The 24,795-nt window shown below is 57.4% G+C and carries 21 protein-coding genes; 7 read left to right on the top strand and 14 right to left on the bottom strand.

Features of this window, described 5'->3' with window-relative positions:
- The first annotated feature begins 156 nt into the window (after nucleotides 1-156).
- A complete protein-coding gene (locus tag IPM39_12185) occupies nucleotides 157-441 on the top strand; it encodes a GIY-YIG nuclease family protein (GenBank protein ID MBK8986812.1) in 285 nt (94 codons plus the stop codon).
- Between the two features lie 396 nt (nucleotides 442-837).
- Here IPM39_12185 and IPM39_12180 read toward each other — a convergent pair whose 3' ends face one another.
- Nucleotides 838-2,670, bottom strand: coding sequence for a phosphoenolpyruvate carboxykinase (GTP) (locus tag IPM39_12180; GenBank protein MBK8986811.1), 1,833 nt, complete (start codon nucleotides 2,668-2,670; stop codon nucleotides 838-840).
- The gene (locus IPM39_12175) at nucleotides 2,670-2,921 is read right to left on the bottom strand and encodes a hypothetical protein (GenBank protein MBK8986810.1); all 252 of its coding nucleotides are present in this window, start codon (nucleotides 2,919-2,921) and stop codon (nucleotides 2,670-2,672) included. Before IPM39_12175 ends, IPM39_12180 begins: the two co-directional genes overlap by 1 nt.
- A 189-nt stretch (nucleotides 2,922-3,110) precedes the next feature.
- Between IPM39_12175 and IPM39_12170 the strand changes: the two genes are divergently transcribed.
- Nucleotides 3,111-4,358, top strand: coding sequence for an aminotransferase class I/II-fold pyridoxal phosphate-dependent enzyme (locus IPM39_12170; GenBank protein MBK8986809.1), 1,248 nt, complete (start codon nucleotides 3,111-3,113; stop codon nucleotides 4,356-4,358).
- 26 nt (nucleotides 4,359-4,384) lie between these two features.
- Here the strand turns inward: IPM39_12170 and IPM39_12165 are convergent, their stop codons facing one another.
- From IPM39_12165 to IPM39_12145, 5 genes are all read right to left on the bottom strand, one after another.
- Nucleotides 4,385-4,735 carry a hypothetical protein gene (locus tag IPM39_12165; protein ID MBK8986808.1) on the bottom strand — a complete coding sequence of 117 codons (351 nt, stop codon included), beginning with the start codon at nucleotides 4,733-4,735 and terminating at the stop codon, nucleotides 4,385-4,387.
- A 9-nt stretch (nucleotides 4,736-4,744) separates the two neighbouring features.
- Entirely contained in the window at nucleotides 4,745-6,673 is a 1,929-nt protein-coding gene (locus IPM39_12160; protein MBK8986807.1) for a hypothetical protein, read from the bottom strand.
- Between the two features lie 209 nt (nucleotides 6,674-6,882).
- Nucleotides 6,883-8,124, bottom strand: a complete 1,242-nt coding sequence (locus IPM39_12155) for a radical SAM protein (GenBank protein ID MBK8986806.1) — start codon at nucleotides 8,122-8,124, stop codon at nucleotides 6,883-6,885.
- Between the two features lie 64 nt (nucleotides 8,125-8,188).
- A complete protein-coding gene (locus IPM39_12150) occupies nucleotides 8,189-8,638 on the bottom strand; it encodes an RpiB/LacA/LacB family sugar-phosphate isomerase (protein ID MBK8986805.1) in 450 nt (149 codons plus the stop codon).
- Between the two features lie 65 nt (nucleotides 8,639-8,703).
- Entirely contained in the window at nucleotides 8,704-9,552 is an 849-nt protein-coding gene (locus IPM39_12145; protein ID MBK8986804.1) for an SPFH domain-containing protein, read from the bottom strand.
- Nucleotides 9,553-9,718: 166 nt separating this feature from the next.
- Here IPM39_12145 and IPM39_12140 point away from each other — a divergent pair, with 166 nt between their 5' ends.
- Entirely contained in the window at nucleotides 9,719-10,450 is a 732-nt protein-coding gene (locus IPM39_12140; GenBank protein ID MBK8986803.1) for a hypothetical protein, read from the top strand.
- Nucleotides 10,451-10,506: 56 nt separating this feature from the next.
- On the opposite strand, the gene focA is transcribed toward IPM39_12140, so the two are convergent.
- From focA to IPM39_12115, 5 genes are all read right to left on the bottom strand, one after another.
- On the bottom strand, nucleotides 10,507-11,328 hold the full coding sequence (gene focA / locus IPM39_12135; GenBank protein MBK8986802.1) for a formate transporter FocA: 822 nt from the start codon (nucleotides 11,326-11,328) through the stop codon (nucleotides 10,507-10,509).
- A gap of 229 nt (nucleotides 11,329-11,557) precedes the next feature.
- Nucleotides 11,558-14,293 carry a pyruvate, phosphate dikinase gene (locus IPM39_12130; protein ID MBK8986801.1) on the bottom strand — a complete coding sequence of 912 codons (2,736 nt, stop codon included), beginning with the start codon at nucleotides 14,291-14,293 and terminating at the stop codon, nucleotides 11,558-11,560.
- A 309-nt stretch (nucleotides 14,294-14,602) separates the two neighbouring features.
- Entirely contained in the window at nucleotides 14,603-15,517 is a 915-nt protein-coding gene (locus IPM39_12125; GenBank protein MBK8986800.1) for a DMT family transporter, read from the bottom strand.
- Nucleotides 15,518-15,686: 169 nt separating this feature from the next.
- Nucleotides 15,687-16,310 carry a hypothetical protein gene (locus IPM39_12120; GenBank protein ID MBK8986799.1) on the bottom strand — a complete coding sequence of 208 codons (624 nt, stop codon included), beginning with the start codon at nucleotides 16,308-16,310 and terminating at the stop codon, nucleotides 15,687-15,689.
- Nucleotides 16,311-16,344: 34 nt separating this feature from the next.
- Complete coding sequence (locus IPM39_12115; GenBank protein ID MBK8986798.1) at nucleotides 16,345-17,043, bottom strand: DUF1361 domain-containing protein; 699 nt, start codon at nucleotides 17,041-17,043, stop codon at nucleotides 16,345-16,347.
- Nucleotides 17,044-17,248: 205 nt separating this feature from the next.
- Between IPM39_12115 and IPM39_12110 the strand changes: the two genes are divergently transcribed.
- Together IPM39_12110 and IPM39_12105 are read left to right on the top strand one after the other, a co-directional pair.
- Nucleotides 17,249-17,989, top strand: coding sequence for a response regulator transcription factor (locus IPM39_12110; GenBank protein MBK8986797.1), 741 nt, complete (start codon nucleotides 17,249-17,251; stop codon nucleotides 17,987-17,989).
- A gap of 40 nt (nucleotides 17,990-18,029) precedes the next feature.
- On the top strand, nucleotides 18,030-20,168 hold the full coding sequence (locus IPM39_12105; GenBank protein ID MBK8986796.1) for a hypothetical protein: 2,139 nt from the start codon (nucleotides 18,030-18,032) through the stop codon (nucleotides 20,166-20,168).
- On the opposite strand, the gene IPM39_12100 is transcribed toward IPM39_12105, so the two are convergent.
- Entirely contained in the window at nucleotides 20,165-21,067 is a 903-nt protein-coding gene (locus tag IPM39_12100) for an MBL fold metallo-hydrolase (protein ID MBK8986795.1), read from the bottom strand. The two genes, IPM39_12105 and IPM39_12100, sit on opposite strands and share 4 nt — an antisense overlap.
- A gap of 56 nt (nucleotides 21,068-21,123) precedes the next feature.
- The gene (locus tag IPM39_12095; GenBank protein MBK8986794.1) at nucleotides 21,124-22,443 is read right to left on the bottom strand and encodes a hypothetical protein; all 1,320 of its coding nucleotides are present in this window, start codon (nucleotides 22,441-22,443) and stop codon (nucleotides 21,124-21,126) included.
- 477 nt (nucleotides 22,444-22,920) lie between these two features.
- On the opposite strand from IPM39_12095, the gene IPM39_12090 reads away from it, so the two are divergent.
- Both IPM39_12090 and IPM39_12085 read left to right on the top strand, forming a co-directional pair.
- Nucleotides 22,921-23,568, top strand: coding sequence for an AAA family ATPase (locus tag IPM39_12090; GenBank protein MBK8986793.1), 648 nt, complete (start codon nucleotides 22,921-22,923; stop codon nucleotides 23,566-23,568).
- A gap of 257 nt (nucleotides 23,569-23,825) precedes the next feature.
- Complete coding sequence (locus IPM39_12085; GenBank protein MBK8986792.1) at nucleotides 23,826-24,371, top strand: hypothetical protein; 546 nt, start codon at nucleotides 23,826-23,828, stop codon at nucleotides 24,369-24,371.
- Nucleotides 24,372-24,795: the final 424 nt, after the last annotated feature.

Raw genomic sequence — 24,795 nt, 5'->3', positions numbered from 1 at the left:
GTCATGCTGAGCGGAGTCTTCGCCCCTGAGCAACGTCGAACGGGGAAGCATCCCCCCTCCCCGCGCTGTGCACGCTGTGGCACGGTCAGGAGACCGGCCACAGCTTAAGGGATTCTTCGGGCTTCGCCCTCAGAATGACGCTATAGTTGGTAAGCAATGAAGCAATACTTCGTCTACATCCTGGCTTCGCCATCTAGAACCCTCTACACCGGCATCACCAATGATCTGGCGCGGCGGGTTTCTGAACACAAACACAAGCTCATCCCTGGTTTCACTTCCCGGTACAACGTAGGGCTTTTGGTGTATTACGAGACCTTCAACACGCCCCAGGAGGCTATTGCCAGAGAAAAGCAAATCAAGGGCTGGGTTCGTCGCAAGAAAATCGCCCTGATTGAAGAAAGCAATCCCTCTTGGGAAGACCTGAGCAAGACCTGGGAATAACCCCCTCGCCACCCCGTCACGCCGTCATGCCGTCATGCTGAGGTCCTCCGAAGCATCTCCCCTATTGGTTGTTCCTGGACAGGCGGGATGCTTCCCCGTTCGACGTTGCTCAGGGGCGAAGACTCTGCTCAGCATGACAAGCTTCCCCCTCGTCATGCTGAGGTCCTCCGAAGCATCCCCTTGTTCCCTGGGGATGCTTCCCCGTTCGACGTTGCTCAGGGTCAAAGACTCCGCTCAGCATGACAACAGACGGCCGGGGGCGCTGATGGGGCGTGAAACGGGGCAAATTTGCCCGCTGCGGGGCGCAGCGGGCCAAACAACACTGCCGCCGCCCTGTTCGTGAACAGGACGGCGGCAGTGGCTATTTAACGACTATTCAGTTGTGGGGACGGCTCTCTACATGAATTCCCAGGAACGGGGAGAGCGCCACAGGCTGGAAAGCAGCAGAGAACGCACATCCAGCAGCTCTTTCGGCAGGCGGTCATAGAGCTTCACAAAGAGCGCTTCGTGCGAGACGATCTCCGCCTTCCACTTCTCACTGTCAATCGCCATCACGTCCTGGAACTGCTCGTGGCTGAAATCGAGGCCGGTCCAGTCAATGTCCTCATAACGCGGCATCCAGCCGATGGGGCTTTCCACGGCCATCGCCTGCCCATGCGACCGTTCCACAATCCACTTCAGGATGCGCATGTTGTCGCCAAAGCCGGGCCAGACGAACTTGCCATTCTCATCCTTGCGGAACCAGTTGACGCAGAAGATGCGCGGCGGATTGGGGATATTCCGGCCAAAGCTCAGCCAATGGGTGAAGTAATCGGCCATGTGGTAGCCGATGAACGGCAGCATGGCCAACGGATCGCGGCGCACCTGGCCGGTGGCGCCAAAGGCGGCGGCGGTGGTCTCCGAGCCGAGGGTGGCCCCGGCATAGACGCCATAGACCCAGTTGAACGATTGGTAAACCAACGGCACCGTGTCTTGGCGACGGCCGCCGAAAATAAAGGCGTCAATCGGCACGCCATTTGGGTTCTCCCACTGGTCATCAATCACCGGGCATTGGGCGGCCGGGGCGGTGAAGCGGGCGTTGGCATGGGCCGCCGGACGGCCGCTGTCGGGCGTCCATTCCTGGCCGCGCCAATCAATCAACGACGCCGGTTTCTCTTTGGTCAGCCCTTCCCACCAGACATCGCCGTCGGGCGTCAGGGCAACGTTGGTGAAGATGCTGTTTTGGGCGCAAGAGGCGATGGCGTTGGGATTGGTCTCCGGCGACGTGCCGGGGGCAACGCCAAAGAAACCGGTTTCCGGGTTGATGGCATACAGCTTGCCTTCGGCGTTGGGTTTGATCCAGGCAATGTCATCGCCGACGGTGGTTACTTTCCAGTCGCCCATCTCTTTGGGCGGGATGAGCATGGCAAAGTTGGTCTTGCCGCAGGCGCTGGGGAAGGCGGCGGCCACATAGCTCTTCTGGCCTGCCGGGGATTCCACGCCGAGGATGAGCATGTGTTCGGCCAGCCAGCCCTCGTCGCGGGCGATTTTGGAGGCGATGCGCAGGGCCAGGCATTTTTTGCCGAGCAGGGCGTTGCCGCCATAGCCGCTGCCATAAGACCAGATAGCCCGTTCTTCGGGGAAATGGACGATGTATTTCACGTCCGGGTTACAGGGCCAGGAGACATCCTCTTGACCCGGTTCCAGCGGCGCGCCGACGGTGTGCATACAGGGGACAAAACGGCCGTCTGCACCCAACACATCCCACACGGCCGTGCCGGTGCGGGTCATGATGTTCATATTGACAACGACGTAAGCGGAATCGGTGATTTCGATGCCCAGTTGAGCGATGGATGAACCCAACGGCCCCATGCTAAACGGGATAATGTACATGGTGCGGCCGCGCATGGAACCGGCAAACAGTTCATTGAGGCGAACGTGCATGGTTTTGGGGTCTTCCCAATTGTTGGTGGGACCGGCGTCGGTCGGGCTGACGCTGCAAATGTAGGTGCGGTCTTCGACGCGAGCGACGTCGCTGGGGTCGGAACGGGCCAGGAAACTGTTGGGGCGCAGTTCTTCGTTGAGTTTGATAAACGTACCGCTGTCAACCAGTTGTTGGTTGAGAGTGGCCTGTTCTTCAGCCGAGCCGTCACAAAAATGGACATGGTCTGGTTGGCACAAGGCAACCATTTCCTCGATCCAGGCGCGCGCCTGGGCATGGGTCAGATTGGTGGGGAATTCAAGTGTCATCAATTTTTTCCTTTATTCACTAAACATACAAAATCAGCCGGAGCACACAGCAAGAAGCCAGAAGTTGCCCAGCGTTCAAGGCAACGGCGCCGTCGCCATATTGTTTTGTCTTGCTCATCTGCTCCCACAATAAGCGGTTTTGTCACCGGTGGTCTGGCAAGCCTGACCGGTGCGATACTCATTAAAATCAGGATGATGATAGCGGAAAAACGGCCGTCTGGGTAGATGACAAATGACATATGTTCAAGCATTACGTCATAGTGACACCAAGTTGGGGCAAGGAACTGTCAACCCAGGTTGACAGTTCCTTGCCGGTAAAATTTGGGCAAATTCGTCCTCGGCAGAAAACGGCCGTTTCTGCTAGAATCAACCGAGGGATTACCATCTGAACCAACGGCATCCTGGCCTATCCAGGCCCATTTTTTGAAGGAGCGAGATACGTGAGCGATTTACAAACATTACAGGCGCAATTTGAACAAGTGAAAAGCCTGGGTCTGGCGCTAAACATGCAGCGCGGCCAGCCAGCCAACGCCGATTTTGACCTGGCAAACGGCATGTTGACCATTGTGGACGCCAACGACCTGGTGACGCCGGGCGGGGTGGACATCCGCAATTACCCTGGCGGCATCGCCGGGATTCCCGAAGCGCGGGAATTGTTCGGCGAAATGTTGGGCGCGCGGGCCAACGAGACCATTGTCGGCAACAATTCCAGCCTGAAGCTGATGAGCAACACCCTGATGTGGGCGATGCTGCGCGGCCTGAAAGAAAGCCCACGGCCGTGGAGCCAGGAAACACAAACCAAGTTCATCGTCACCGTGCCCGGTTATGATCGCCATTTCACCCTCCTAGACGCTTTGGGCATCGAGATGGTTAGCGTGGGCATGACGCCGGACGGTCCAGACATGGATGCGGTTGAGGCGTTGGCGTTGGATACGGCCGTGCGCGGCATGGTCTTTGTGCCCACCTACAGCAACCCCACCGGCGACACGGTGTCCGATGAAACGGTACGGCGGCTGGCTGGCATGAAAACGGCCGTGCCCGATTTCACCATCTTCGCCGACGACGCCTACATTGTCCACCACCTGACGGATGAGCAGGAACGGCCGCTCAACCTGCTGCGCGCCTGCGAAGCGGCCGGCAATCCAGACCGGGTTTACCTCTTCGGCTCCACCTCCAAAATGACCTTTGCCGGGGCTGGGCTGGGCTTTATGGCTGCCAGCGCGGCCAATGTCAAATACATCATCGGGTTGATGAATACGCAGTTCATTGGGCCAAACAAGGTAGAGCAGTATCGTCACGTTAAGTTTTTGCGCCGCTATCCCGGCGGCATTGCCGGGCTGATGGCCGATCACGCCGCTATTTTGCGCCCCAAGTTTGACGTGGTAGACGCTGTATTAACGCGGGAATTGGGCGACACGGGCCTGGCGACCTGGTCTAAGCCGAAAGGGGGCTACTTTGTCAGCCTGGATACCACCCACCCGATAGCCGACCGGGTGGTGGCGCTGGCGCAAGAAGCGGGCGTCTCGCTGACGCCGGCCGGGGCCACATATCCTCACGAGAAAGACCCACACAACGCCAACATCCGCCTTTCCCCCAGCCGCCCGCCGGTGGCCGAGGTGGAGAAGGCGATGGAAGTGGTGGCGTTGTGCGTTAAACTGGCCTCGGCGGAGTTTGACGGTGAGCCGTGAACCGTGAACGGAACACGGAACACGTCTTACATCTCCATTTCACGGGTGAGAAACCAGGCGCCATGACGGTCGTCGGCGTCTTTGGGGGCGCGGTCGTAGTAGAGTTCAAAGATACGGCCGTCCGCCGTTGTCACGCGAAAGAAAAAGCGACCCACACCCCAGGAACCCCGCTGGGCGGCCCGCGCCGCGTGTTCTGGCTGCATATTTTGCGCCATACGTCCGCGACGGCCGTAATCCACCCATTCCTCCAACAGTTGCACCACCCGAAACGTCTCATCGCCCCAGACAAAACCGTCCGGGCAGCCTGGTTTTTTGCTGATGGCCGGTGGGGTGTCGAAGACGGCCGTTATCTGTTCGCCAATAAATCGTGAGTCCAACAAACTCCCTCAAACTTCCAACCGCCGGGCGATCTCTTTCTCCAGGCGGGCGATTTCAGCTTGCAACTGCGTTTCTTCCTGGGCCAGCACCAGCAGACTTTGCTCGGTGGCTTCCAGGCGGTCCACATATTGGGCGCGCATTTGCCCTTCTTTGCCGGTGTTGGACAGCGCCGACATATTGCCCTGCACCTGTTTTTGCGCCTCGTAGATCTTCTGGCGCTCCTGATTGATGGTCTCAATTCGCTTCTTATGGTCGTTGATTTTCTCCATCAGCCCCAAAATCGTGGCGATGAGGTCATGGGCGGCGCGGTCAATCAGGCCATCACGCAGATAGCGCGCCAAAGTGACGTAAGATTGGCGCTCGATCTGCTCGTGGCGGCGGCGCAGATAGCGGGTTTGCACGCGCAAGATCGTCTCCTGACGCGGCGGCGCACCTACGGCAAAGCGATAGGTCTCCTGGGTTTGCTCGGCCGGTTTGGGCGTGTCGAACAGGTCGTAACTCTCCTGGCGCGGATGCTCCACCAGCACCGTCAAGGGGCGGTTGGTGGTGTTGTTGATCTGATACGTGCGCCAGCGGATGTCCCATTCCTCAAACACCAAATATGCTTTTTCCAGTGACAGGGCGTGAATTTGCGTAGACGCGCCAGACTGTTCGCGCACGCGCACGCCCAACTCGACGGCATAAGGGATGATAAATTCCGCCTGGTCGGCGGTGAATGGCAGCACCGCTTCGCCAACATAATCACCGCCTTCGCTGACCGTAACCGGGCCACGTTCTAGCGTCAGGCCGGTTTTGTTGTCCAGGCGTAGGCTGGCGACAGGGTGAGAGGCTAATTTTGCGCCGTTGTAGAGCAGGTCTTTGCGGTAGGGCAGGTTGGCGGCAACGATGGGAACCATAGCCGATTGGCCGCGCCCGACAGAAACGGGGGTGTTGATGTGGTATTGGAACAACTCGCCCAACGCTTCGCCGCTGGTTTGCACGGCCGTTGCTTCTTGCAGATCACGGCGAGACATTTTGGCTTGCGGGGCAGGAGCGCGCATGTCGTCCATAACCGCCATTGTGGGCATGGGGGCGGACGGTGGGACCATCGCGCCCATGCCCAGGGTGGCAGCCTGAAAGCCAACCGGGCCGGCAGCGACGCGCGATTCTTCTTCGATGAACGGCCGTTCCGGGGTAAACGGCGTGTACAAATCATACACAAAAGAAATGGGCATCCCGGCCACCAGGGAGAGTTTGATGTCGGTTAGTTCCTCCTCCAACCGGTTGTCGAAAATGCCCCAACCGAGCAGCAGGGCGATGGGTCCGCTGTCGGCGTCGGGGTCGGCCACCAGGCGGTAGCTGACGCGCCAGGTGGGGGCGGGGGCGATGTAGCTCACCGACAGATCGTGTTGGCCGGGGGTGAGGCGCACGGTGACTTGCCGGTAGTTTTCTTGCGTCAGGGACACTTGCAGGAAGAAGCGCAAATCGGCCGCGCCGCGCTCGTCGTTGATGGTGACGGCCTGTACCCGGCTGAGGGCGACGGTTTGCACCTGACGGCCGTCGTCTTGCAGCAGCGAAACCAGCGAATCGCCCACCGGCTGGCGGTCTGGTAGTTCGTCCAGGCCGAGGAGCAGGCCAACGGCCGTTTCTCCCTGGTCCAGGTGCAGTTCGGCGCGCCGACCGCGCAAACCAACGAGCAAATCGCGCAGGCTGCGGCCGTCATCCAGGCGGATGGAACAGCCGGACAGCCGTTCTTCGCGGCTTTGCGGGGTGGCGTAATCTACGCCCAACACCTGGCCGTCGCCCCAATCTACGGCCGTCAGGCTCTTCAGAATATCGTTCATTTCCTCCACGCGGAAGGAGAGGGAAACTTCGTCACCCTCTAACTGCGCCCGGCGCTCGAAAAAGCCGACGCCGTGCTTGTAGAGAGTCATGCGGGTGATGGGCAGAGTGGTCATGGAATCTCCTGAATGGCGAAGTTTGAATTGTGAATGGTGAAGTATGAAGTGGAAGAAGTCATTCACCATTCATACTTCACAATTTATTCGTAACTACCAAGCCCTCTCTGGTTGTCATACCCGCTTTCGCGGGTATCCATCATCATCGCCAGAGTGGATTCCCGCCTTCGCGGGAATGACCGGCTTAGTAGTTACATTTATTCAGTATTTTACCACAGAGGGAGTTGAAAGGTGGGACGACGGCCGTCGAGTAATACAAACGGCTTGAGATTTTTGGTCTGCACGCCGAGGAGTTGCAGGTCGGCAATGTCGCGCAGCACGCCGAGGCGGCGGGCGTTGAGGATGGTTTGGGCGCTGATGGGTCCGATGCCGGGCACACGCAGCAGTTGTTGGCGCTCGGCGCGGTTGAGTTCCACCGGGTTTTGCAGCAGATTTTGCTGCGCCCAGGCCAATTTGGGGTCAATGTCTAGCGGCAGATTGCCATCTGGGGTGAAGGGCAAATCTTCCAGGTCGAAGCCGTAGTCGCGGAAGAGGAAGGAGGTCTGGTAAAGACGGTGTTCACGCCGCCGGTCGGAAGCGGGCAGGTGTGCCAGCGGTGTGTCTGGCTGGGGGCGAAAGGAGGAGAAATAGGCGCGGCCGATGCGCAACTTTTGGTAAAGGTATTCGGTGGTGGAGAGCAGTTCCAGGTCACTTTCACCCACCGCGCCGACGACAAATTGGGTGGTGGTAGAGGGCCAACGGCCGTTCCAGCCCATACTCCCCGGCTGCGACTGGCGGATGTCTTCGATCCATTGTAACGGCCGTACCAATTCGTCCCAAAAATGCTTCTTAGGCGCCAACAACGCCAGCCGATGGTCGTTGGGCGCTTCCAGATTCACCGACAGCCGGTTCGCCAACTGCATCGCACGCTCCACCTGCGCCCGCTCCGCGCCGGGCATGATTTTTAGATGCACATAACCGCGAAACAGATGCTTTTCGCGCAAAATGGCCACCGTGTCCAGCAGTTTGTCTTGCGTCGCCGCGCCCCCTTTGATGATGCCTGAACTGAGAAACAGCCCTTCGGCCACCCCGGCGCGGTACAAATCCATAAAGGATTTTGCCATCTCGTCGGGTTGGAAGGTGGTACGGCGAAAGTCACGGCCGGCGCGGAAGGGGCAGTAAAAGCAGTTGCGTTCACAGGCCGAAGTTAACAGGGTTTTGAGCAGCGGAATTGTTTTGCCGCCGGGCATTTTGGCGTGATGGATACCGAGGGCTTGCTGCGGGCTGGCGGCTGGAGTGTGGCGGTTGGCAAAGCCGCCGCTCGATCTGGGTTGGGGATCGTTTATTGGGATGCCGCAGGGCGCAATATGCGGCGCGGGCTGCAAGGAGACTTCTTCGGCGGGTTCCAGATCGGCGTTATCGGCCAGCAGTTTGAATTTTTTCAGGGCGTCCATGGCCTGATTATAGAACATGCGTTCGCTCAGGTCAATCTTTTACCGCCGTGTCGCAGGAGGGGCGTCTGATATACGCCCCTCCCTATCGCCGGTAATCGGCCTCAAGGGCGGCGACCTGGGCCAGACAGGCGTCGTCGGTCTCGTTGGGTTGGTAGGTGGCGGCAAACCAGGCGTCCAGGATTTCTTTGGCGATGATCTCCGAGGTGCGGCGCAGGGAGAGGCAGAGAATGTTGGCGTTGTTCCACAGGCGCGCGCCGCGAGCGGTTTCGGCGTCGTCGCACAGGGCAGCGCGAATGCCGGGGACCTTGTTGGCCGCCAGACTGACGCCAGTCCCGGTCCAGCAGAAGAGAATGCCTTCGTCGGCCGCGCCGCTGGCGACGGCTTCGGCGACCTGTCGGGCAACGGCCGGCCAATATCCAGGCTGGTCGGCCAGCGGGCCAAAGGGAAGGGGCGTGTGACCGCGTGCCTGCAAATCGGCCAGCACGGCGTCTGTCAGGTGGGCGCGTTCATCGGAACCAATGGCAATTTTCATCATGTACCTCCGGGCGTATGATTATACCCTCCTACAGTGGGGGTGCATGATTATACGTCCCTACATTATTGCGTCGTTCGGGAATAGGACAGGCCATTTTGCCGCTCCGCCTCGAACAAGGTGGGATAGGGAATGATAACGCCATGTTGGCCGATGTGACGGATACGCTCCAGTTCGATCAGGCGCTGCATGTCGGCATCGGAGAATTGGCTGACGACTTGTTGCAGCCGGGCGAGCGCTTTGGCTTCATTTTCGGCCTGCATGTGCCGTTCGTGGACCGCCTCCAGAGCGGCTTTGACATGGGGCGGCATGTCTATCGCGCCAATCATCACCCGGCTCACCTGAAAGGCCAACGGCCGTAACCGCCCATCCAGCGCCGCCTTTACCTGCGCCTCCAACTGCTTGTGGGCGCCGGGCAGGGTCAACTGCTCAATGGTGTATTCGCCGATGACATGCTGCAAAACGTTGCCCAGGTGGCTGCGCGCGGCCGCCGCCGGATTTTTCGCCAGGGTGCGGGCCACTTTGGCCTGTTGGTCGGCCGGGACGGCAAACACATTTAGCGTATAGGTGAGACGCCATTCTACGGCCAGCGCCAGGCCGCCGATGGTTTGCAGGCCGGTGGTTCGGCCGGTTACGGCCGTTGAATCGGTGGCAATTGTGGCGCTGATATGTTCGCTAAACGGCCGTAACCAATGGCCGCCCGGTGGTAAAAAGCGGACAAACCGCCCACCACTATCGTATACCAGCGCTGCCTCCATCTCCGGCACAAGCACATAAGCCGCTCGCCGAACAGCCCAGACCACCAGACCCAACAGCATGGCAACGGCCGTGCCTACCAGCCCGGCCACACCGCCCAGCCACGCACCTAACCCAACGGCAAAAGTTATTATGAGTACAGCCAACATCCACCACATCACGCACCTCATTTTTTATTCGTGTAAAATATACACTTTCAGTATAGTGTCACAACAACACTTTGTCAACCACCAAAGTTTGATTCGCTGGCTGACGCCGCAAAGTTGACAAGAATGTTTATAATATGGTCAGGTCGTTTACCTTTGCCGTTCAAAAAAGGAGTGCATGATGCTAAAAAATGGGTCGTTTTCCGAAGGATGGACAAATTTACCGCCGACGCCGGGTTTCCTCATCAACCAACAGCCCAATCACTGGCAGTTACGCTGGATTGAGCCGGGACAGTCGCTGTTTGGCGCGGGCGATACGGCCGGTGGTGTGCCCGAATGCGTTCACAAACTGGCCGATCAACTGCCACCTGACGAGCAGTTGGGCGGCAGCAATGCCTTGATCCTGGCCGGCACGGCCACCTACAAAATTTTTCACGGGGGGTCGCCGTTTGGCGCGGAGTTAAAGCAAATGGTGACGGGGCTGACGCCGGGGACAACGGCCGTGTTAACCGCGCCAGTTCTGGTTGTGCTAAACAACGAAACCGACCCGTTCGGCGCAGAATCGGGCGTGTGGGTGAATGGGGCAGGGGGGTGGGTCAACGGCGGGCAGATGGGCAACCGCCAATGGTTTCACCACACGGTGCAATTCACTGTGCCCGACAGCGGCACGGCCGAGGTGATCATCCGCGTGAAGAGCAAATGGGCGCGCGCCAAAGATTTTTTCATTGATGGCGTTACGCTGGTGGCCGAAGAAAGCCCGGTGCTGCTGGACCCGCCGTTCAAGCCCAAACCAATCAATCATGTTCGCGTTCAGGTCCCACCAGGAGTCCAGGTGGTGTTAACTATCTGCCAAACGCCAGACGTGGTGGTGGTTTCTGTGCCCGAAGGGATAGATGTGGAAGTCGTATAAGATAATCGCCGGTGGCGAGAGGTCGGCTGCCGGCCTCTCGCCACCGGCTGCGCTCTTTATTTGCCCGTCCAACTTGGCCGCAAGTAGATAAACCAATAGACCAGCCCCACCATCAGCGCCCCGCCAATGATGTTGCCAATGGTAACAGGCAGCAAATTAACCAGGAAGAAATTGCTCCAGGTGAGGGCAGGATAGTCAACGGCCGTTTTGCCGACATTGGCCCAAAATTCAGCCGGCGCGCCGGCCTTAACCAGCAGTCCAATCGGAATAAAATACATATTGGCGACGCTGTGCTCAAAGCCGGCGGCCACAAAAGCGGTAATGGGGAAAATGATCGCCAGGATTTTGTCGGCGGCCGTGCGCGCGCCAATGCACAGCCAGACGGCCAGGCACACCAACGCATTACAAAAGATGCCCAGCATGATGGCCTGGACAAAGCCCAACTGCACTTTGGCGCTGGCCGTGTTGAGGGCGTTGAGGCCCACAGCGCCATTGTTAAAGGCGTATTGCTGGGTCAGGAACATGCCAACGGCCGTTACCAACGCGCCAACAAAATTACCCACATACACCACCACCCAGTTCCGCAGCAGCGCCCCGGTGGTCACTTTCTTGTCTGCCCAGGCCATCACAATCAAATTATTGCCGGTGAACAGCTCCGCGCCCGCGCCAACGACCAAAATCAGGCCCAGGCAAAAGGCCAAACCGGCCAATAATCTGACCACGCCATAGGGCAGCACACCGGCTGCTCCGGTGGTGACGGCCGTTGAAAAGACAGCCCCCATCGCAATAAACGCGCCCGCCAACACAGACAGGGACGTCATGCGGTAAATGCCCAGGTTGGCTTTAGACACGCCGGCGTTTTCCGCCTTTTTGGCCATTTCCGCGGGGATAAGGGCATCAATCGAGAAGTTTTGTTCCATGGTTCAAGCTCCTGAGTGGGAATAGGACGGCCACCAACGGCCGTTGTGATTGACCTGAGTATACGGGGTGGGAAACGGCCGTTACAGTGCCATCTGACACCTCCGCGCCAGATAAAAATCACCAGAAACAAAAACGGCCCCGGTTTTCACCGGAGCCGTCTCTCAACTCTCAACTACCAACTACCAACTACTTCTTGCCATCCAACGCCGCGTGGGCGGCCGCCAGGCGGGCCACCGGCACACGGAACGGCGAACAAGAAACATAATTCAAGCCCAGCTTATGGCACAGAGCGATGCTTTCGGGGTCGCCGCCATGTTCACCGCAGATACCTACCTCCAGGTCCAGGCGGGTGCTGCGTCCCTTCTTCACGGCGATGTCCATCAGTTGGCCCACGCCATCCGGGTCAATGGTCTGGAAGGGATTCTTGGGCAGAATGCCATCCTCCACGTACTTCACCAGGAAGTTGCGTTCGGCGTCGTCGCGGCTGTAGCCAAAGGTGAACTGGGTCAGGTCGTTGGTTCCAAAGGAGAAGAACTCGGCCGTCGCAGCGATCTGATCGGCTGTCAGACCGGCGCGGGGGATTTCGATCATCGTGCCAAATTTGTAATGGAACTGCACCCCTTTTTCTTCCATCACCGCGGCGGCAATCCGTTCCAGTTTGGGTTGGATGAAATGCAGCTCGTTGATGTGGCCGGTTAACGGAATCATCACTTCCGGCTTCGGCTCAAAACCGCGCAGTTTCACGTCGGCGGCCGCTTCAAAGATAGCCCGCACCTGCATTTCCACGATTTCCGGCATCATCACGCTCAGGCGGACGCCGCGCAAACCCATCATCGGGTTGCTTTCGTGCATCGCCTGGATGTTGGCCAGCAGCGTTTCTTTGGTAAGATCTGCCACGCCCTTGATGCGGTTTTCGATAACTTCTTCCATCAGAGCGTGTTCGTCGGGCATGAACTCATGCAGCGGTGGGTCAATCAGGCGGATGATGACGGGCAGGCCGGTCATGGCCTCGAACAATCCGTCGAAGTCGCTGCGTTGGAAAGGCAGCAGTTCGTCCAATGCTGTCTGGCGGTCTTCTACTTTGTCGGCCAGGATCATGCGCTGCACAACGGGCAAACGCGCCGGCTCGAAGAACATATGCTCGGTGCGGCAGAGGCCGATGCCTTTGGCGCCGTAGGAACGGGCGCGGCGGGCGTCTTCAGGGTAATCGGCGTTGGCCCACACCTGTAAACCGCGTGTCGGCCAACCGGACGGTACGGCGCGAGTGCCTTCTCTGGCGGTGATTTCATCGGCCCAACTGAGCAGCGTCATGAGTTCGGTTTGCTCTTCCAGGGAAGGAGCAACGGAAGGAATCTGGCCCAGGAAGGCTTCGCCGGTCGCGCCGTCTACGGAAATGTAGTCGCCTTCTTTCAGGGTAATGCCGTTGGCTGTTACTACCCGGTTTTCCAGGTCAATGCGCACATCGGAAGCGCCAACGACACAGGGGATGCCAAATTGGCGGGCGACGACGGCCGCATGAGATGTAGCCCCACCTTCACTGGTAAGGATTCCTTTGGCGGCCAACATGCCATGAACGTCATCGGGTTTGGTGAACGGCCGTACCATAATCACGTCCTGCCCATGTTCTTTCGCCATTTTCTCGGTCAGGTCGGCATCCAGATAGATACGCCCCACGGCCGCGCCGGGTGAAGCGTTAACGCCGGTGGCAAAACGCTTGCCTTCGTCGGTGGCCTGCTTTTTGGCTTTCGGGTCAAATTGGGGATGGAGCAAAGTGTCCACCTGGTCTGGCTGGACGCGCTTGATGGCTTCTTCTTGGCTGATCAGTCCTTCTTCGGCCATCTCTACGGCAATTTTAACGGCCGCTTTTGCCGTGCGCTTGCCGTCGCGGGTTTGCAGCATCCACAGTTTGCCACGTTCGACGGTAAATTCTACGTCTTGCATGTCGCGGTAATGCTGTTCCAGCGTTTCCTGCACTTCCAGGAACTCGGCATACGCTTCGGGCAGTTCCTGGCCCATGAATTGAATTTTGGAGGTATTGCGAATACCGGCCACCACATCTTCACCCTGAGCGTTAATCAAATAATCGCCATAAAGAATGTTTTCGCCGGTGGCGGGGTCGCGGGTGAAGGCGACGCCAGTGCCGGAGCTGTTGCCCATGTTGCCAAAGACCATCGTCTGGATGTTAACGGCCGTGCCCAGGTCGTGGCGGATATTGGCAGCATTGCGATAATCCACAGCCCGCTTGCCATTCCAGGATTGGAAGACGGCTTCGGTCGCCAACTTGAGTTGTTCGTAGGGGTCTTGGGGGAAATCGAAACCCTGATGCTCTTTGATGGCCGCTTTGAACACTTCGGTCATGGTTTTCCAATCTTCGGCGTTCATTTCGGTGTCGCTTTTGTACCCTTTTTCGGCTTTATATTGTTCCAGGGGGTGTTCAAAAACGTCGTCGTCAATGCCCAGGACAACGGAACCAAACATCTGCACCAGACGGCGGTAAGCATCATAGACGAAGCGTTCGTCGCCGGTAAATTCGGTCATGGATTCGGCCGTTTCATCGTTCAGGCCGATGTTCAGGACGGTATCCATCATGCCAGGCATGGAGAAGCGAGAACCGGAGCGGCAGGAGACGAGCAGCGGGTTGCTTGGGTCGCCAAATTTTTTGCCGGTCTGTTCTTCGGTCGCCTTCATGGCTTCCAATTCTTGCTCCCACATGCCATCGGGGAACTGCATATTGGCGGCCAGATAGGCATTACAGGCTTCGGTGGTCACGGTGAACCCAGGGGGAACCGGCAGGTTGATGCGGGTCATTTCGCCCAGATTGGCGCCCTTGCCACCCAATAGGGAGCGAACGTCATCCCAGGCGCCACCCACATGTTCGGTGGCGAGTTCTACTTCGTTGAATAAATAAACATATTTTGTCATGAAATCCTCCAGATTGTCGTCTAATGCCGCTGTGGAAAAAGGCATTGATGATGTGGTTATGGCTAATAGGAATGAAGGTCAGGCATGTTAAACATACCTGACCAGGTTGATATTATTTTGCTGTGCAATACGGCCGTTTCGCACAGCCGCTATGGCTTTCCACCGAGTCAAACCGACTGGTATTTTACGAGGTCTACAGATGCCTACAGAGTGACAATAGACACGTTTGCTACCGACAAAAGTCACATAAAATCACCAGACTATTTTATGACGTACTCATAATTAATTTATGGAGTTTCCAGAGTAAAACTAAATTGTTTGAGCCAAATTTTTGCTTTGGCGGCGCGGGCTTTGCAAAACAACAATACCCAAAATGATGATCGCCATACCCGCCAGCATAACGGCCGTCACTCGTTCATGCAATACCACGACGCCGCCAATTCCGGCCACAATCGGCATGATGTAAGCGGTCATGGCCGAGGCCGTTGCGCCGAAACGCTTCAGGTTGTAAAAGGTCAGCAGCGTTCCGGCAAACGTGCCGATCAGAGCTGCCCAAAACAGGGCCACAAAGCCGCCAGAGGTGACAGCATGGAAGTCTAAACCCAGGAAAACGAAGGAGAGAGGCATCACGGCCAAAGCGGCGACGCCCATGCTGACGCCGGAAACATCGAAAGAATCATAGTCGCTGAGGTATTTGCGGGCGTAAACGGTCATGCCGTTGCCCAGAATGATGGCGGTGAAAATGAGCAGGTAGCCCAGGGGGTTGGTCTGTGTATTGTTGGTCAGGCCAGTTTCGCCGCTGGCCGCCAGCAGCACAGCGCCGCTTAGGGCCAGGGCCACGCCAGCTGCTTTGCGCCGGTTGAGAGATTCATCGGGTAGGGTGAAATGGGCCAACAGGACGATGACCGCCGGGCCGGTGGTGATGAGGACGGAGGCAATGCCGCTGGAGAGATATTGCAGGGAGGAGACGATGGTCAGCATGGGCACGGCCGTGCCAAAAATGCCCATCACCGCCGCGTGTTTTAACAGACGGCGGTCGGTGGGCAAGGGATGGCGGCGGCCGGCCAGCAGATAGACTGCCAGAAAACCCAGTCCCGCCAGGGTTAAGCGCAGGCCAATGAAGGTGGCCGGGGGAAATTGGTCTACGCCAAAACGCGACGCAATTAAGGTTGTGCCAAAAAGAAAGCCCAATAGGGTGATGTAAGGGATTGCCTGTGCTGTCACCAATCGCTCCGGTTATAGATTTTGTTAGATGAATATCTAACACATTGGCGAATTATAACCGAAAGCGGCTGAGAAACGAGGGGAATCGTAATCCGTAATCCGTAATCCGTAGTCCGTGGGGGATGCCGACGGAAAACGGATTACGTGTGCTGGCGTAAAGTCAGTTGTTTTAGAGGGAGCGGGCGCAGTAGTACCAGGACGGCCGTTTTGGTAACACCACCGTCCACGCGCCGCCAAACTCCGATTGGGGTGGTGCGCCATCGGAACGATACAGGTAGCCGGCGAGGCTGGCGCCGGTCGGCTGGTGGAGGAAGAAGAACACGCGGGTCGAACCGCTGCTGCGATCAATCAGGACACGGCCGTTGGCGGACAGGCGGTGATAGGCGGCGGGCAAGGTGGCGTATCCATCCATGTCTGCCACCAGTTCACCAGCTTCCACCAGGGCCACAACGTGTTGATACGCCGTCAGGTTAGACTGGAAGCGGGCCTGTTCCCACAGGCTGGCAAAGGGCACACACTGCACAATGATCAGAGTCCACACATTGATCAGCAGGGGAACGGCGGCCAACAGCAGGTTGCCCTGGCTGGCGCGAAAGGCGAGATAAACGCCAGAGGCCAGGATGAGGGCCAACAAGATGATTTGCAGGCCATTGGCCGCCGTGTCTTGCGTCCCTTGCGTCATTTGGGCGACGGCCGTTATCAGTACCAACACCAGGCCAATCCACAACGACGCCACACCCAACGCCGGAAATTCCCGGCTAACTTCGTCACCATCGTATTCATAGGTAGCCATGGGTTTCCTCCTTCGGCAAGCTCAGGACCAATCGTCAATCGTCAATCGCCAACCGGGGCGTCATAAACAACACCACATAGGCCAGAATAAAAACGGCCGTCATTAGTCCCGTCGTCACAAAGGTCTTCAAAAACATCTCCGGGTGCAGCAGGCTGATGGCGACGTCTTCCACCACGCGCAGCGGACTGGTGAACATGTCCCAACTGTTCCAGCGCAAAAATCGGCCGATATACACCCCCAGCCCAGATAAGCCGGAGACCACCAGCACAAAGGCCCAGCCAATGCGCGCCCCATATTGCGCCGCCACCACCGTGTGCAGCAAATAAAGCGACACCAAACCTAACATCAAACCGGTCAGGGCAAAGGCAAACAGCATGATGGCGTCGTACCAGAAAGGCACGTCGCCCCAGGGGTAAAGGTGGATCAAATCGGTCACCAGGTAAAGGGCGTTGGGTAGGAACAGCAGCCACAGCGTGCCCATGACGCCAGTGACAAACGGCCGTCCGCGAAACCCATACACCATCGCCGCAAACAAAAACGGCAGCCAGGCCAGGAACAAATTCCACACCAAAAAGGTGAACTGTAGTTGGCCGGTGTACAACATCCGTAAGACCACCATCATCGTCGCCAGACTGGAAGCAAAAGCCAGAGCCAGGCCAATTAAGATAAGGTGGCGGGTAGGGTGAACGGCCGTTTCCGCCTGCTTCAAACTCTTTAAATCAATTGTTGTCACGAATAGACCTCCATGTTTTTGTTAGACCTGTCGGGTCTTCATGCCAGACACTTTACCCCATACGGCCGTACCTGCGACACCTCCCAAACCCCCATCGCCACGCACCTGAGTGCTTGATCTGTCCACCAAATTAGACGATGGTAGAATAGACTGCGGCTGCACTCTGGAGCATGGCCGCAACCTGATGAGTCAGAGACGAACCAACATGCTGAATCTGCTGATTGTAGAAGACAACGAGAAGCTGCGACCCGCCCTCACAGCCGGCTTGGCCGCCACGAATAGGGTCCGCGTCGTCTACGATACGGCGGCGGGCGAAGACGCGCTGGAATTTTGCCTGTCCGGCGAAGCGCCAGACGTGATCTTGATGGATGTGCAGTTGGCGGGGGTGATGAATGGCATTGAAACGGCCGTCGCCATCCGCCGCGAACTGCCCCGCCTGCCCATCGTTTTCTACTCCATCCAGGACGACGACGCCTATTACCGCGACTTTCGCCGCGCGGGCATCCTCAGCCATTACGCCTACGTGCGCAAATCCAACTACCTGCTGCCGGCGATGATTGTGCCGTTGCTGCTGGATGCGGTGAACGGCCGTTCCTTCATAGACCCAGACATCGAGTCGCGCGTCCAGGAAGTGCGCCACAAAGATGAAAACGCCCCCATGGACCTGCTAGAACCCAACGAGCAAATCGTCGCCCGTATGTTGGCCCAGGGCCTCAGCAACAAACAAATCGCCGACCGGCTCGGCTTCCGCGACAAACGCACCATCAGCCGTATCAACGGCCAAATCTACACCACCTGGGGCCTCAACGACACCACCGACGACGAAAAAGTCGCCCGCACCCGCGCCAGCCTCATCGTCCACAGCGGCCAGCTCATCACCTGGGACGAAGATGGCCTGCCCCATGTCCGCAACAAACGGGGCGAATGGGTTATCTGGGAGCTATAAATGGTATTCATCCTTCAGCGTTTCCCGTTCATCGTCGCTTATGAGTGGTAATCTCTTTCTCAATTGGGCGATCATCGCCATCTCCTTTTTTAATGCCATCCTACTCTTGTGGCTGGGCGTTACCGTACTGCTCAATTCCGACCGGCGCACGTTGGGCGTGTGGGCCGCCAGCGGCTGGCTGCTGTTAGGCGCGGCCTTCTTCGTCAGCCACACGGCAATCATAGGGCGCGGCGTCATCACGCTGGGTTGGGCCAGCACCATTTTCTGGTGGACCATCGCCATGGTCCCGGCCATCATCCTGCCGTTTGCCTGGTACGTCATCATGTTGTGGTACTCCGGCTTCTGGAATGACCCCATGTCTGATTTGCGCCGTCGGCAGCGGCCATGGCTGCTGCTGGCCTCTGGCGGATTGGTCCTGGGGCTGCTCAGTCTGGCGGCGGGGATGATCTTGTTGGCTGTGCCATCGCCGAATTTGTACCACCTGCGCGTTTTCATTCGCTGGTCGGTGGCCGGGATTCCGCTGCTGGCCGTAGGCTACTCGCTGTTCATCGTCTTGTGCATTGGCCTGGCGCTGGACGCGCTGCGGCGGCCCGGCCCGCCGCGCCACGTCATGGGCGATCTGGCCCGCCGCCGCGCCCATCCCTGGCTGGTTGTGGCGTCGTTGACCATGCTGGTCGTTAGTTTTATGCTGATGGGCGTGATGGCCTGGGTGGTGCAAGATGCCCGCCAGCGCACCTTTTACGATATTTATCTGTCCGCCAGCACTACATTTGCCTGGCTGGATGTGGTGGTCGCCGGGCTGCTGAGTTTTGCCATTCTCATGTTGGGTCAGGCGGTGGTGTCTTACGAGGTGTTTACCGGCAAATCGCTGCCGCGGCGGGGGCTGCTGCGGCATTGGCGCAGCGCCATTCTGCTGGCTGCTGGCTACAGTTTGATTGTTGGCGCGGCGTTTGCCGTGGAACTGCGCTTAATTTATATTTTGCTGCTGACGGCCGTACTCATGACCCTCTTCTTCGCCCTGTTCGCCTGGTCTTCTTATGTCGAACGGGAGCGGTATATTGCCCAGTTACGGCCGTTCATCACCAGCAACCGCCTCTACGACCAACTCCTCACCCAATCCACGCCCCAAGAGATGGACCTGGGACCCGCCTTTCGCACCCTTTGCACCGACGTGTTGGATGCGCGTCTGGCTTATCTGGCCGCTCTGGGTCCGATGGCCCCGCTGGTCGGTCCACCGCTGACCTTTCCCCACCGCGAAAATTTCACCCTGCCGCCGCTCACCGACATCGCTGCCCAATTTTCCTCCCCAACCACAATGACCATTTTATTAGACCCCAGGCGTTACCAGGGCGCAGTATGGGCGGTACCGTTGTGGAGCGAGCGTGGGTTGATCGGCGTCTTTCTCCTGGGCGAAAAGCGCGGCGGCGGCTTGTATACGCAGGAGGAAATTGAAATTGCCCGCGTCAGCGGCGAGCGACTGATAGACACCCAGGCCAGCGCCGAAATGGCCCGCCGCCTGATGCTGGTGCAGCGTGAACGGCTGGCGCAGACGCAAATCATTGACCAGCAAACCCGCCGTGTCCTGCACGACGACATTCTACCGGCCCTCCAGGCGGCCATGATAAAAATGAGTAGCTCACAATTAAATGGGGAGGCGGCGCAGGCGGTGGAAACGCTGACGGCCGTTCATCGGCAAATTTCCGATCTGCTGCACGATATGCCCACCATCACCGCTCCAGATGTGGCTCGCCTGGGGCTGCTGCCGGCCTTGCAGCGCGCCGTAGACAACGAGTTTAGAGCCGCGTTTGATGCCGTTCACTGGCGTATTTCGCCGGCGGCGCAGGCCAAATCGCCACAAATCCCCAACCTGACGGCCGAGGTGGTTTTTTATGCGGCCCGGGAGGCCGTGCGTAATGCGGCGCGCTATGGCCGGGGAGATGGGCAGAAACGGCCGTTCACCCTCACCTTCACCGCCGACTGGCAAGATGGATTGCTGCTCACCCTGGAAGACAACGGCGTCGGCCTGGAAATGACCAGCCACAACAACAAAGGCAGCGGCCAGGGTCTGGCCCTGCACAGCACCATGATGGCCGTTGTCGGCGGCACGCTGGCTGTAGAAAGCGCCCCCGACCAGCACACCCGCGTCATCCTCTCTTTGCCCCAGATTGCTGGCGCTTAACTTGCAGCCCCTTTCTCGCGTTTGCGCCAGTAACGGCTGATGCCGTCTACCGACATATACCAGGGGTTGGAGATTTCATATTGGTGAATCGCTGCGTCGGACATGCCAGCACTTTTGGCGCGGTTTCGGTTCCATTGATTGTACGTTTCCACTAGTTTGTCGCGCGCTACACCGGCGTCGAGCTGGGTTTTGATGTAGACGGCCGTCTCCCGTATCTGCCCTTTCAACGTCGTCAAATGTTGGATTGGGTCGTTCACCGCGCCAAAGTGGGTGGGGTACAACGTCTGTAAGTTTTCTGCCAGCAAGCGGTCAATGCTGTTTTCCCAGGCTTCCAGGTCAAATTCTGGCGGTGGCGCGGGCACGTCAATCATCGGCATATCGGGCAAATGGATGCCCGCCGCGTCACCGGTAAAGGCCACACCGCCCAGACGGAAAACGTGATGGTGGCGCGCATGGCCGGGCGTCTCAATCGCTGTAAAACGCAGACCAACCACCTCGATCACATCACCATCAGCGACGGTTGTCACCCGCTCGGCCGGCGATGGCAAAAAATCGCCCCAAAGCGCGTCCATCTTGTCGCCATAAATGCGGCTGGCGCTCTGTAACAATCGGTCAGGGTTGATCAGGTGTGGCGCGCCAAAGTGGTGGACGTACACCTGGGCGCCCTGCTGCGCCCACCAACCGGCCGCCCCGGCATGGTCCAGGTGGATATGTGTCACCAACACATGCCGCACATCGGCTGGCTGAAAGCCATGTTGGCCCAACGCGCTTTTCAGCGCAGCTAACGTTGAACCAGGGCCGGTTTCGACAAGCACCGGGCCGCCATCGCCGACAACCAGGTAGGCGGCAATGGTTTGGGGAACATGTTGAAAGTTTAGGTCGAGTGTGTAAATCTTCATGGCTAAAATAATAGCATAGTATCCCTAGAACGGGGGGAAAAAATTTCCGACTTTTTTCACAAAGCATGGTGGGTCGGGCTTGGGGCCGTATGGCCCGGCAGTACGTGCCAGATTTGCCCGGCGGCGCCTCTGTTTGCTTGACGGTCCGGCCAATAGCTGTCGGCGGTGGTTGTGGATTGGTGAAGGTGTTTTGCGGCAAGACGGCCGTTGCGAAAGTACCGCCGGGCCAGGCAGTTGGGTGGATCAATCCTCGGCTGACCGTTCCCCGTCATCCCTTGCGTAAACAGGTCTGTCAGTTCACGATTGATCCGCTTCTGCCGGCCCCGCGCCACTGTCTGATGCGGGCCGTGATAACTGTTGGGCAGCTGCCAGGCCACATAAGTTGCGCCAGGTTTTCCCTGACGGCCGTTGTGGTCCACAAATTCAAAAGAAGCCGGGCCTTTGCGCCAACCAACCTCTTGTCGCTGCTCTGGCGAACAGGCCGGGCCAACAGCAAAATGCGTTTGCGTTTTCACCCGGCTTTTTCTTTCATAAACGCGCTGTGTCTTGGGCGTGGTGGCGCTCACATCGTGCAGCGTGGCGCGGGCGATGGGTTTGTGGTCGCCAGTTTGGTTCTTGCGGCTGCTGTGGAAGCTGGCATAAAAATGCGCCCGAACCAGGCTAATTGAACCGGTCAACACGGCCAACGGGATGGCAACGGGACGTTGAACCAGGCGGGCCAAGCCCAGCGCCGCCGCCGCTTTGGCTACCGACGCCAGCCAGATACGGCCGTTTTGCCACTGCCAGAACACCCCTTGCCCCTGGCGCAGCAAATTGCGCATTTGCCGCCAGCCACACACGCGCTGCTCAGACCGCCGTTCCGTCAGAATCCGCCGGGTAGTGGTCTCATCCACCCACCCACGCCCTGCTTCGTCTAGCTGGCGCAGCAGCAGCCAGATGCGGCCAGCCGCCGTCTGGTTCTCGCGTAACATCGCCAGACCCAGGTCGGGGTAGAGTGTGATAACGGCCGTCGGTGACGGCCGTTCGGGTTGGTTTTCGATTGGTTGGACAATGGAAAGGGGTGCCGGAGAAGCGCTGCAAATGGCAATGGGTTGTTGGCTGGGGCGGAGAACGGCCGTTAAGTTGGCGCTGCCCCAGCCCAGATGGGTTGGCAGATGTGCCAGCCCAGACTGAATGGCTTGTAAGGATGGAGAGGTGGGGGAGGGGAAACGGCCGTCAGAATACTCCGCGTTTGTTAAGCCGCATACCTCTCGCATTGCCTGCTGTTGTCGCCGAACTTCTACCAACCGCTCCTGCGCAGCCAGCAGCGCCGACGAGACGCCACCCGTTTGGCTAACCACGTCTTGCCCTGTTGCCAGGCAAGAAACAGGCAACATAAAATAAACATAACCTGTCTCAACGCTACATAATACGTCATTGACAGCTATGTCTGCCTATGCTATGCTCTTACCTAGCTAGTGAGCTACCCGGGGATACAAAATCCCCCTCCCCACTAAAGGGGCGACTAAGCTGAAGGTGTTGGCGGCACCAAACAGCCAAATGTAGGTAGCTTGCTTATACCACTCTAGGCCAGGCGTTTATACGCTTGGCCTTTTTTCTTAACAGAGTTCGGAACCCCTGTTAACTGCATACTATTAAGTTTATAAAAACCATTATCTTTATAGCTCAAAATACGAGAAATAATGGCGTATATAAATGATTCTGACCGACAGTCTAACAAAAATAATATACTATGTCAATCAATCTATAGCATATAGATTGAACAAAGAGGCATTGTATACGCTCAACATATCACTGTTATCAATTCCTATGCTCCACTTGACAAGCAAAATAGACTTTTATAACATATTGCAATGAGTACAAACCCCCAATTTGGATTTGAAATAGAACACTACAAGCCGGAGTGGGATCGGTTGGGTGTTGTTGTCCCACCATTCAACATCGAAGCCGACCCAAGATTCATGTACCTGTCCACGGAAACCAGACGCGCCCTCTCTAAAGTGAGCTACATGGTAGAAGCGGGGCAAGGGGCATCTGTGATCGTCGGCGAAATTGGTACCGGCAAGACGACCCTGGCCTCCTGGTTTCACAGCCGTTACCATCGCCGCCCCGACTTTGTTGCCGCAAAAATAGACGAGACGCCTAAAAAGAGCGGTCTTCTATTATTGCGACGCATCGCCGCTGAATTTGGTTTACGCACCCGCCGTGCCACTGAAGACCAGCTAAATGAATTTCGCGCCTTTCTTATAGAAAAAACGGCCGATGGTATTCTGCCCCTTATCATCATTGACGAGGCTCACGAATTAGGCCCTGAACAATTTGTTGAATTACGCCGCCTGCTAAACTTTAGAGACCCGCGTGGTGGCAAAGCCTATCAATTAGTTCTGCTCGGCCGCCCAGAATTAGATATTAACCTGCGCGAGGTGCCAGACTTCAATGATCGTGTTGCGACACGTTCCTCACTAGACCCGCTTACCCCCGACGATACACGCTCCTTATAGAGTATCGCTTGCCCGCTGCTGACGCGACAACAAACAACCGGCGCTCTTCACCGAAGACGCCATCATGCCCATCTGGCGCGAGACACGTGGCTATCCGCGGAGCATCTGTTTGCTGTGTCTCCACTTATGCCTGGAGCTGTTAATCACCGGGGGCGTAATCATAAATGAGGAATTTGTGGCGAAATTCCTTGAAAACCATCACAACTACCGCCAGGCCGCTTGATTGCTGCTAGAATGACGTCTTCTGTCCCAAAACCATGAGCAGTCAACGCAAAGACCGAACCAGCACGCTCGCCGAGCTGCTAAAAGACAAGCCAAAGCGCGGCCGGCCGCCGCACGCTGTCAGCCGACAAAATGTTTACGTCGCCCTCTCGGATGATGAAAAACAACAAATGAAGCGGCTGGCGCTTCTCCTCCCATCTGGCCTGTCACGCGCCGATTTACCAGATCTGGCAATCGCTACACTTACTGCCAGATTAGAAGCGCTGCACCGTGCCGTATCCGACAGAAACAGAGAAATCCCCGAAGGGATTACAGACCTGGAGTCCCTTTACTTGTTGTGGGACTTAGCTGTCCCGGTAGAAACCGCAGAACGCAAATGGACATCTATACGAGTATCACCGCAAGAGGTAATCGAATTGGGTCGCGCCCATGGCACGCTGAACGCTGTATTTGGCGCTAATCGCAGCGAAACATTTAGTCTGGCTCTAATTTTATTGACTCTCTTCATTGAAACTCAAAATCTGCCTCCTACCACAACCCTCGCAGAAGTACGGAAAATCATTTTAACCAATTATTTATGAGTAGCTCATAACTTAATCAATTACCTTCTCTTTTGAATTGCGTGTAGCCAATATGACGCATTGTATGAAGCGGCGCCAATTGAAGTAAATCACTCCATTCAGAAATTGGTGACGGGTGTGTGCCAAATCAGTTGGGTCGGTAGGGAAGGGCAGGTGGGGCATCTTTGCTAGCCACCAATACCTGGCCTCCGCGTCATCTCGCCCTCTTCTTTGACCGGCGCTGGCCTCTATCAGGTCGAGATGGCGCAGGGAAAAGCCGTTCGCTGCAGTTAAGACGAGCCCGCGACCCCATCCCTGCGTGTGCACAACTGAAATGAAAAAGAGCCATCGGTGATAACCCAAGAATCCGACCTCGCATCCATTCCGCAGCATTTTCTGTAGCCTATACCTGAGAAAAAACTAGCCGCTACATGTGATTTACAAC

Origin of the sequence: Candidatus Leptovillus gracilis (genome assembly GCA_016716065.1) — a bacterium.
GTDB classification, from domain to species: Bacteria; Chloroflexota; Anaerolineae; order Promineifilales; family Promineifilaceae; genus Leptovillus; species Leptovillus gracilis.
The sequence above is the reverse complement of the archived record's forward strand: the minus strand, read 5'-3'. Positions and strand labels throughout refer to the sequence as shown.

Bases quoted from the DNA above. Each gene is read 5' to 3' on its own strand.
- IPM39_12175 (MBK8986810.1), bottom strand. From the start codon at position 2,921: ATGCTTGAACATATGTCATTTGTCATCTACCCAGACGGCCGTTTTTCC.
- IPM39_12090 (MBK8986793.1), top strand. From the start codon at position 22,921: ATGAGTACAAACCCCCAATTTGGATTTGAAATAGAACACTACAAGCCG.
- IPM39_12095 (MBK8986794.1), bottom strand. From the start codon at position 22,443: ATGTTGCCTGTTTCTTGCCTGGCAACAGGGCAAGACGTGGTTAGCCAA.
- focA (MBK8986802.1), bottom strand. From the start codon at position 11,328: ATGGCCAAAAAGGCGGAAAACGCCGGCGTGTCTAAAGCCAACCTGGGC.
- IPM39_12155 (MBK8986806.1), bottom strand. From the start codon at position 8,124: ATGTTCTATAATCAGGCCATGGACGCCCTGAAAAAATTCAAACTGCTG.
- IPM39_12185 (MBK8986812.1), top strand. From the start codon at position 157: ATGAAGCAATACTTCGTCTACATCCTGGCTTCGCCATCTAGAACCCTC.
- IPM39_12160 (MBK8986807.1), bottom strand. From the start codon at position 6,673: ATGACCACTCTGCCCATCACCCGCATGACTCTCTACAAGCACGGCGTC.
- IPM39_12145 (MBK8986804.1), bottom strand. From the start codon at position 9,552: ATGTGGTGGATGTTGGCTGTACTCATAATAACTTTTGCCGTTGGGTTA.
- IPM39_12085 (MBK8986792.1), top strand. From the start codon at position 23,826: ATGAGCAGTCAACGCAAAGACCGAACCAGCACGCTCGCCGAGCTGCTA.
- IPM39_12130 (MBK8986801.1), bottom strand. From the start codon at position 14,293: ATGACAAAATATGTTTATTTATTCAACGAAGTAGAACTCGCCACCGAA.
- IPM39_12100 (MBK8986795.1), bottom strand. From the start codon at position 21,067: ATGAAGATTTACACACTCGACCTAAACTTTCAACATGTTCCCCAAACC.
- IPM39_12105 (MBK8986796.1), top strand. From the start codon at position 18,030: ATGAGTGGTAATCTCTTTCTCAATTGGGCGATCATCGCCATCTCCTTT.
- IPM39_12140 (MBK8986803.1), top strand. From the start codon at position 9,719: ATGATGCTAAAAAATGGGTCGTTTTCCGAAGGATGGACAAATTTACCG.
- IPM39_12110 (MBK8986797.1), top strand. From the start codon at position 17,249: ATGCTGAATCTGCTGATTGTAGAAGACAACGAGAAGCTGCGACCCGCC.
- IPM39_12180 (MBK8986811.1), bottom strand. From the start codon at position 2,670: ATGACACTTGAATTCCCCACCAATCTGACCCATGCCCAGGCGCGCGCC.
- IPM39_12150 (MBK8986805.1), bottom strand. From the start codon at position 8,638: ATGAAAATTGCCATTGGTTCCGATGAACGCGCCCACCTGACAGACGCC.
- IPM39_12120 (MBK8986799.1), bottom strand. From the start codon at position 16,310: ATGGCTACCTATGAATACGATGGTGACGAAGTTAGCCGGGAATTTCCG.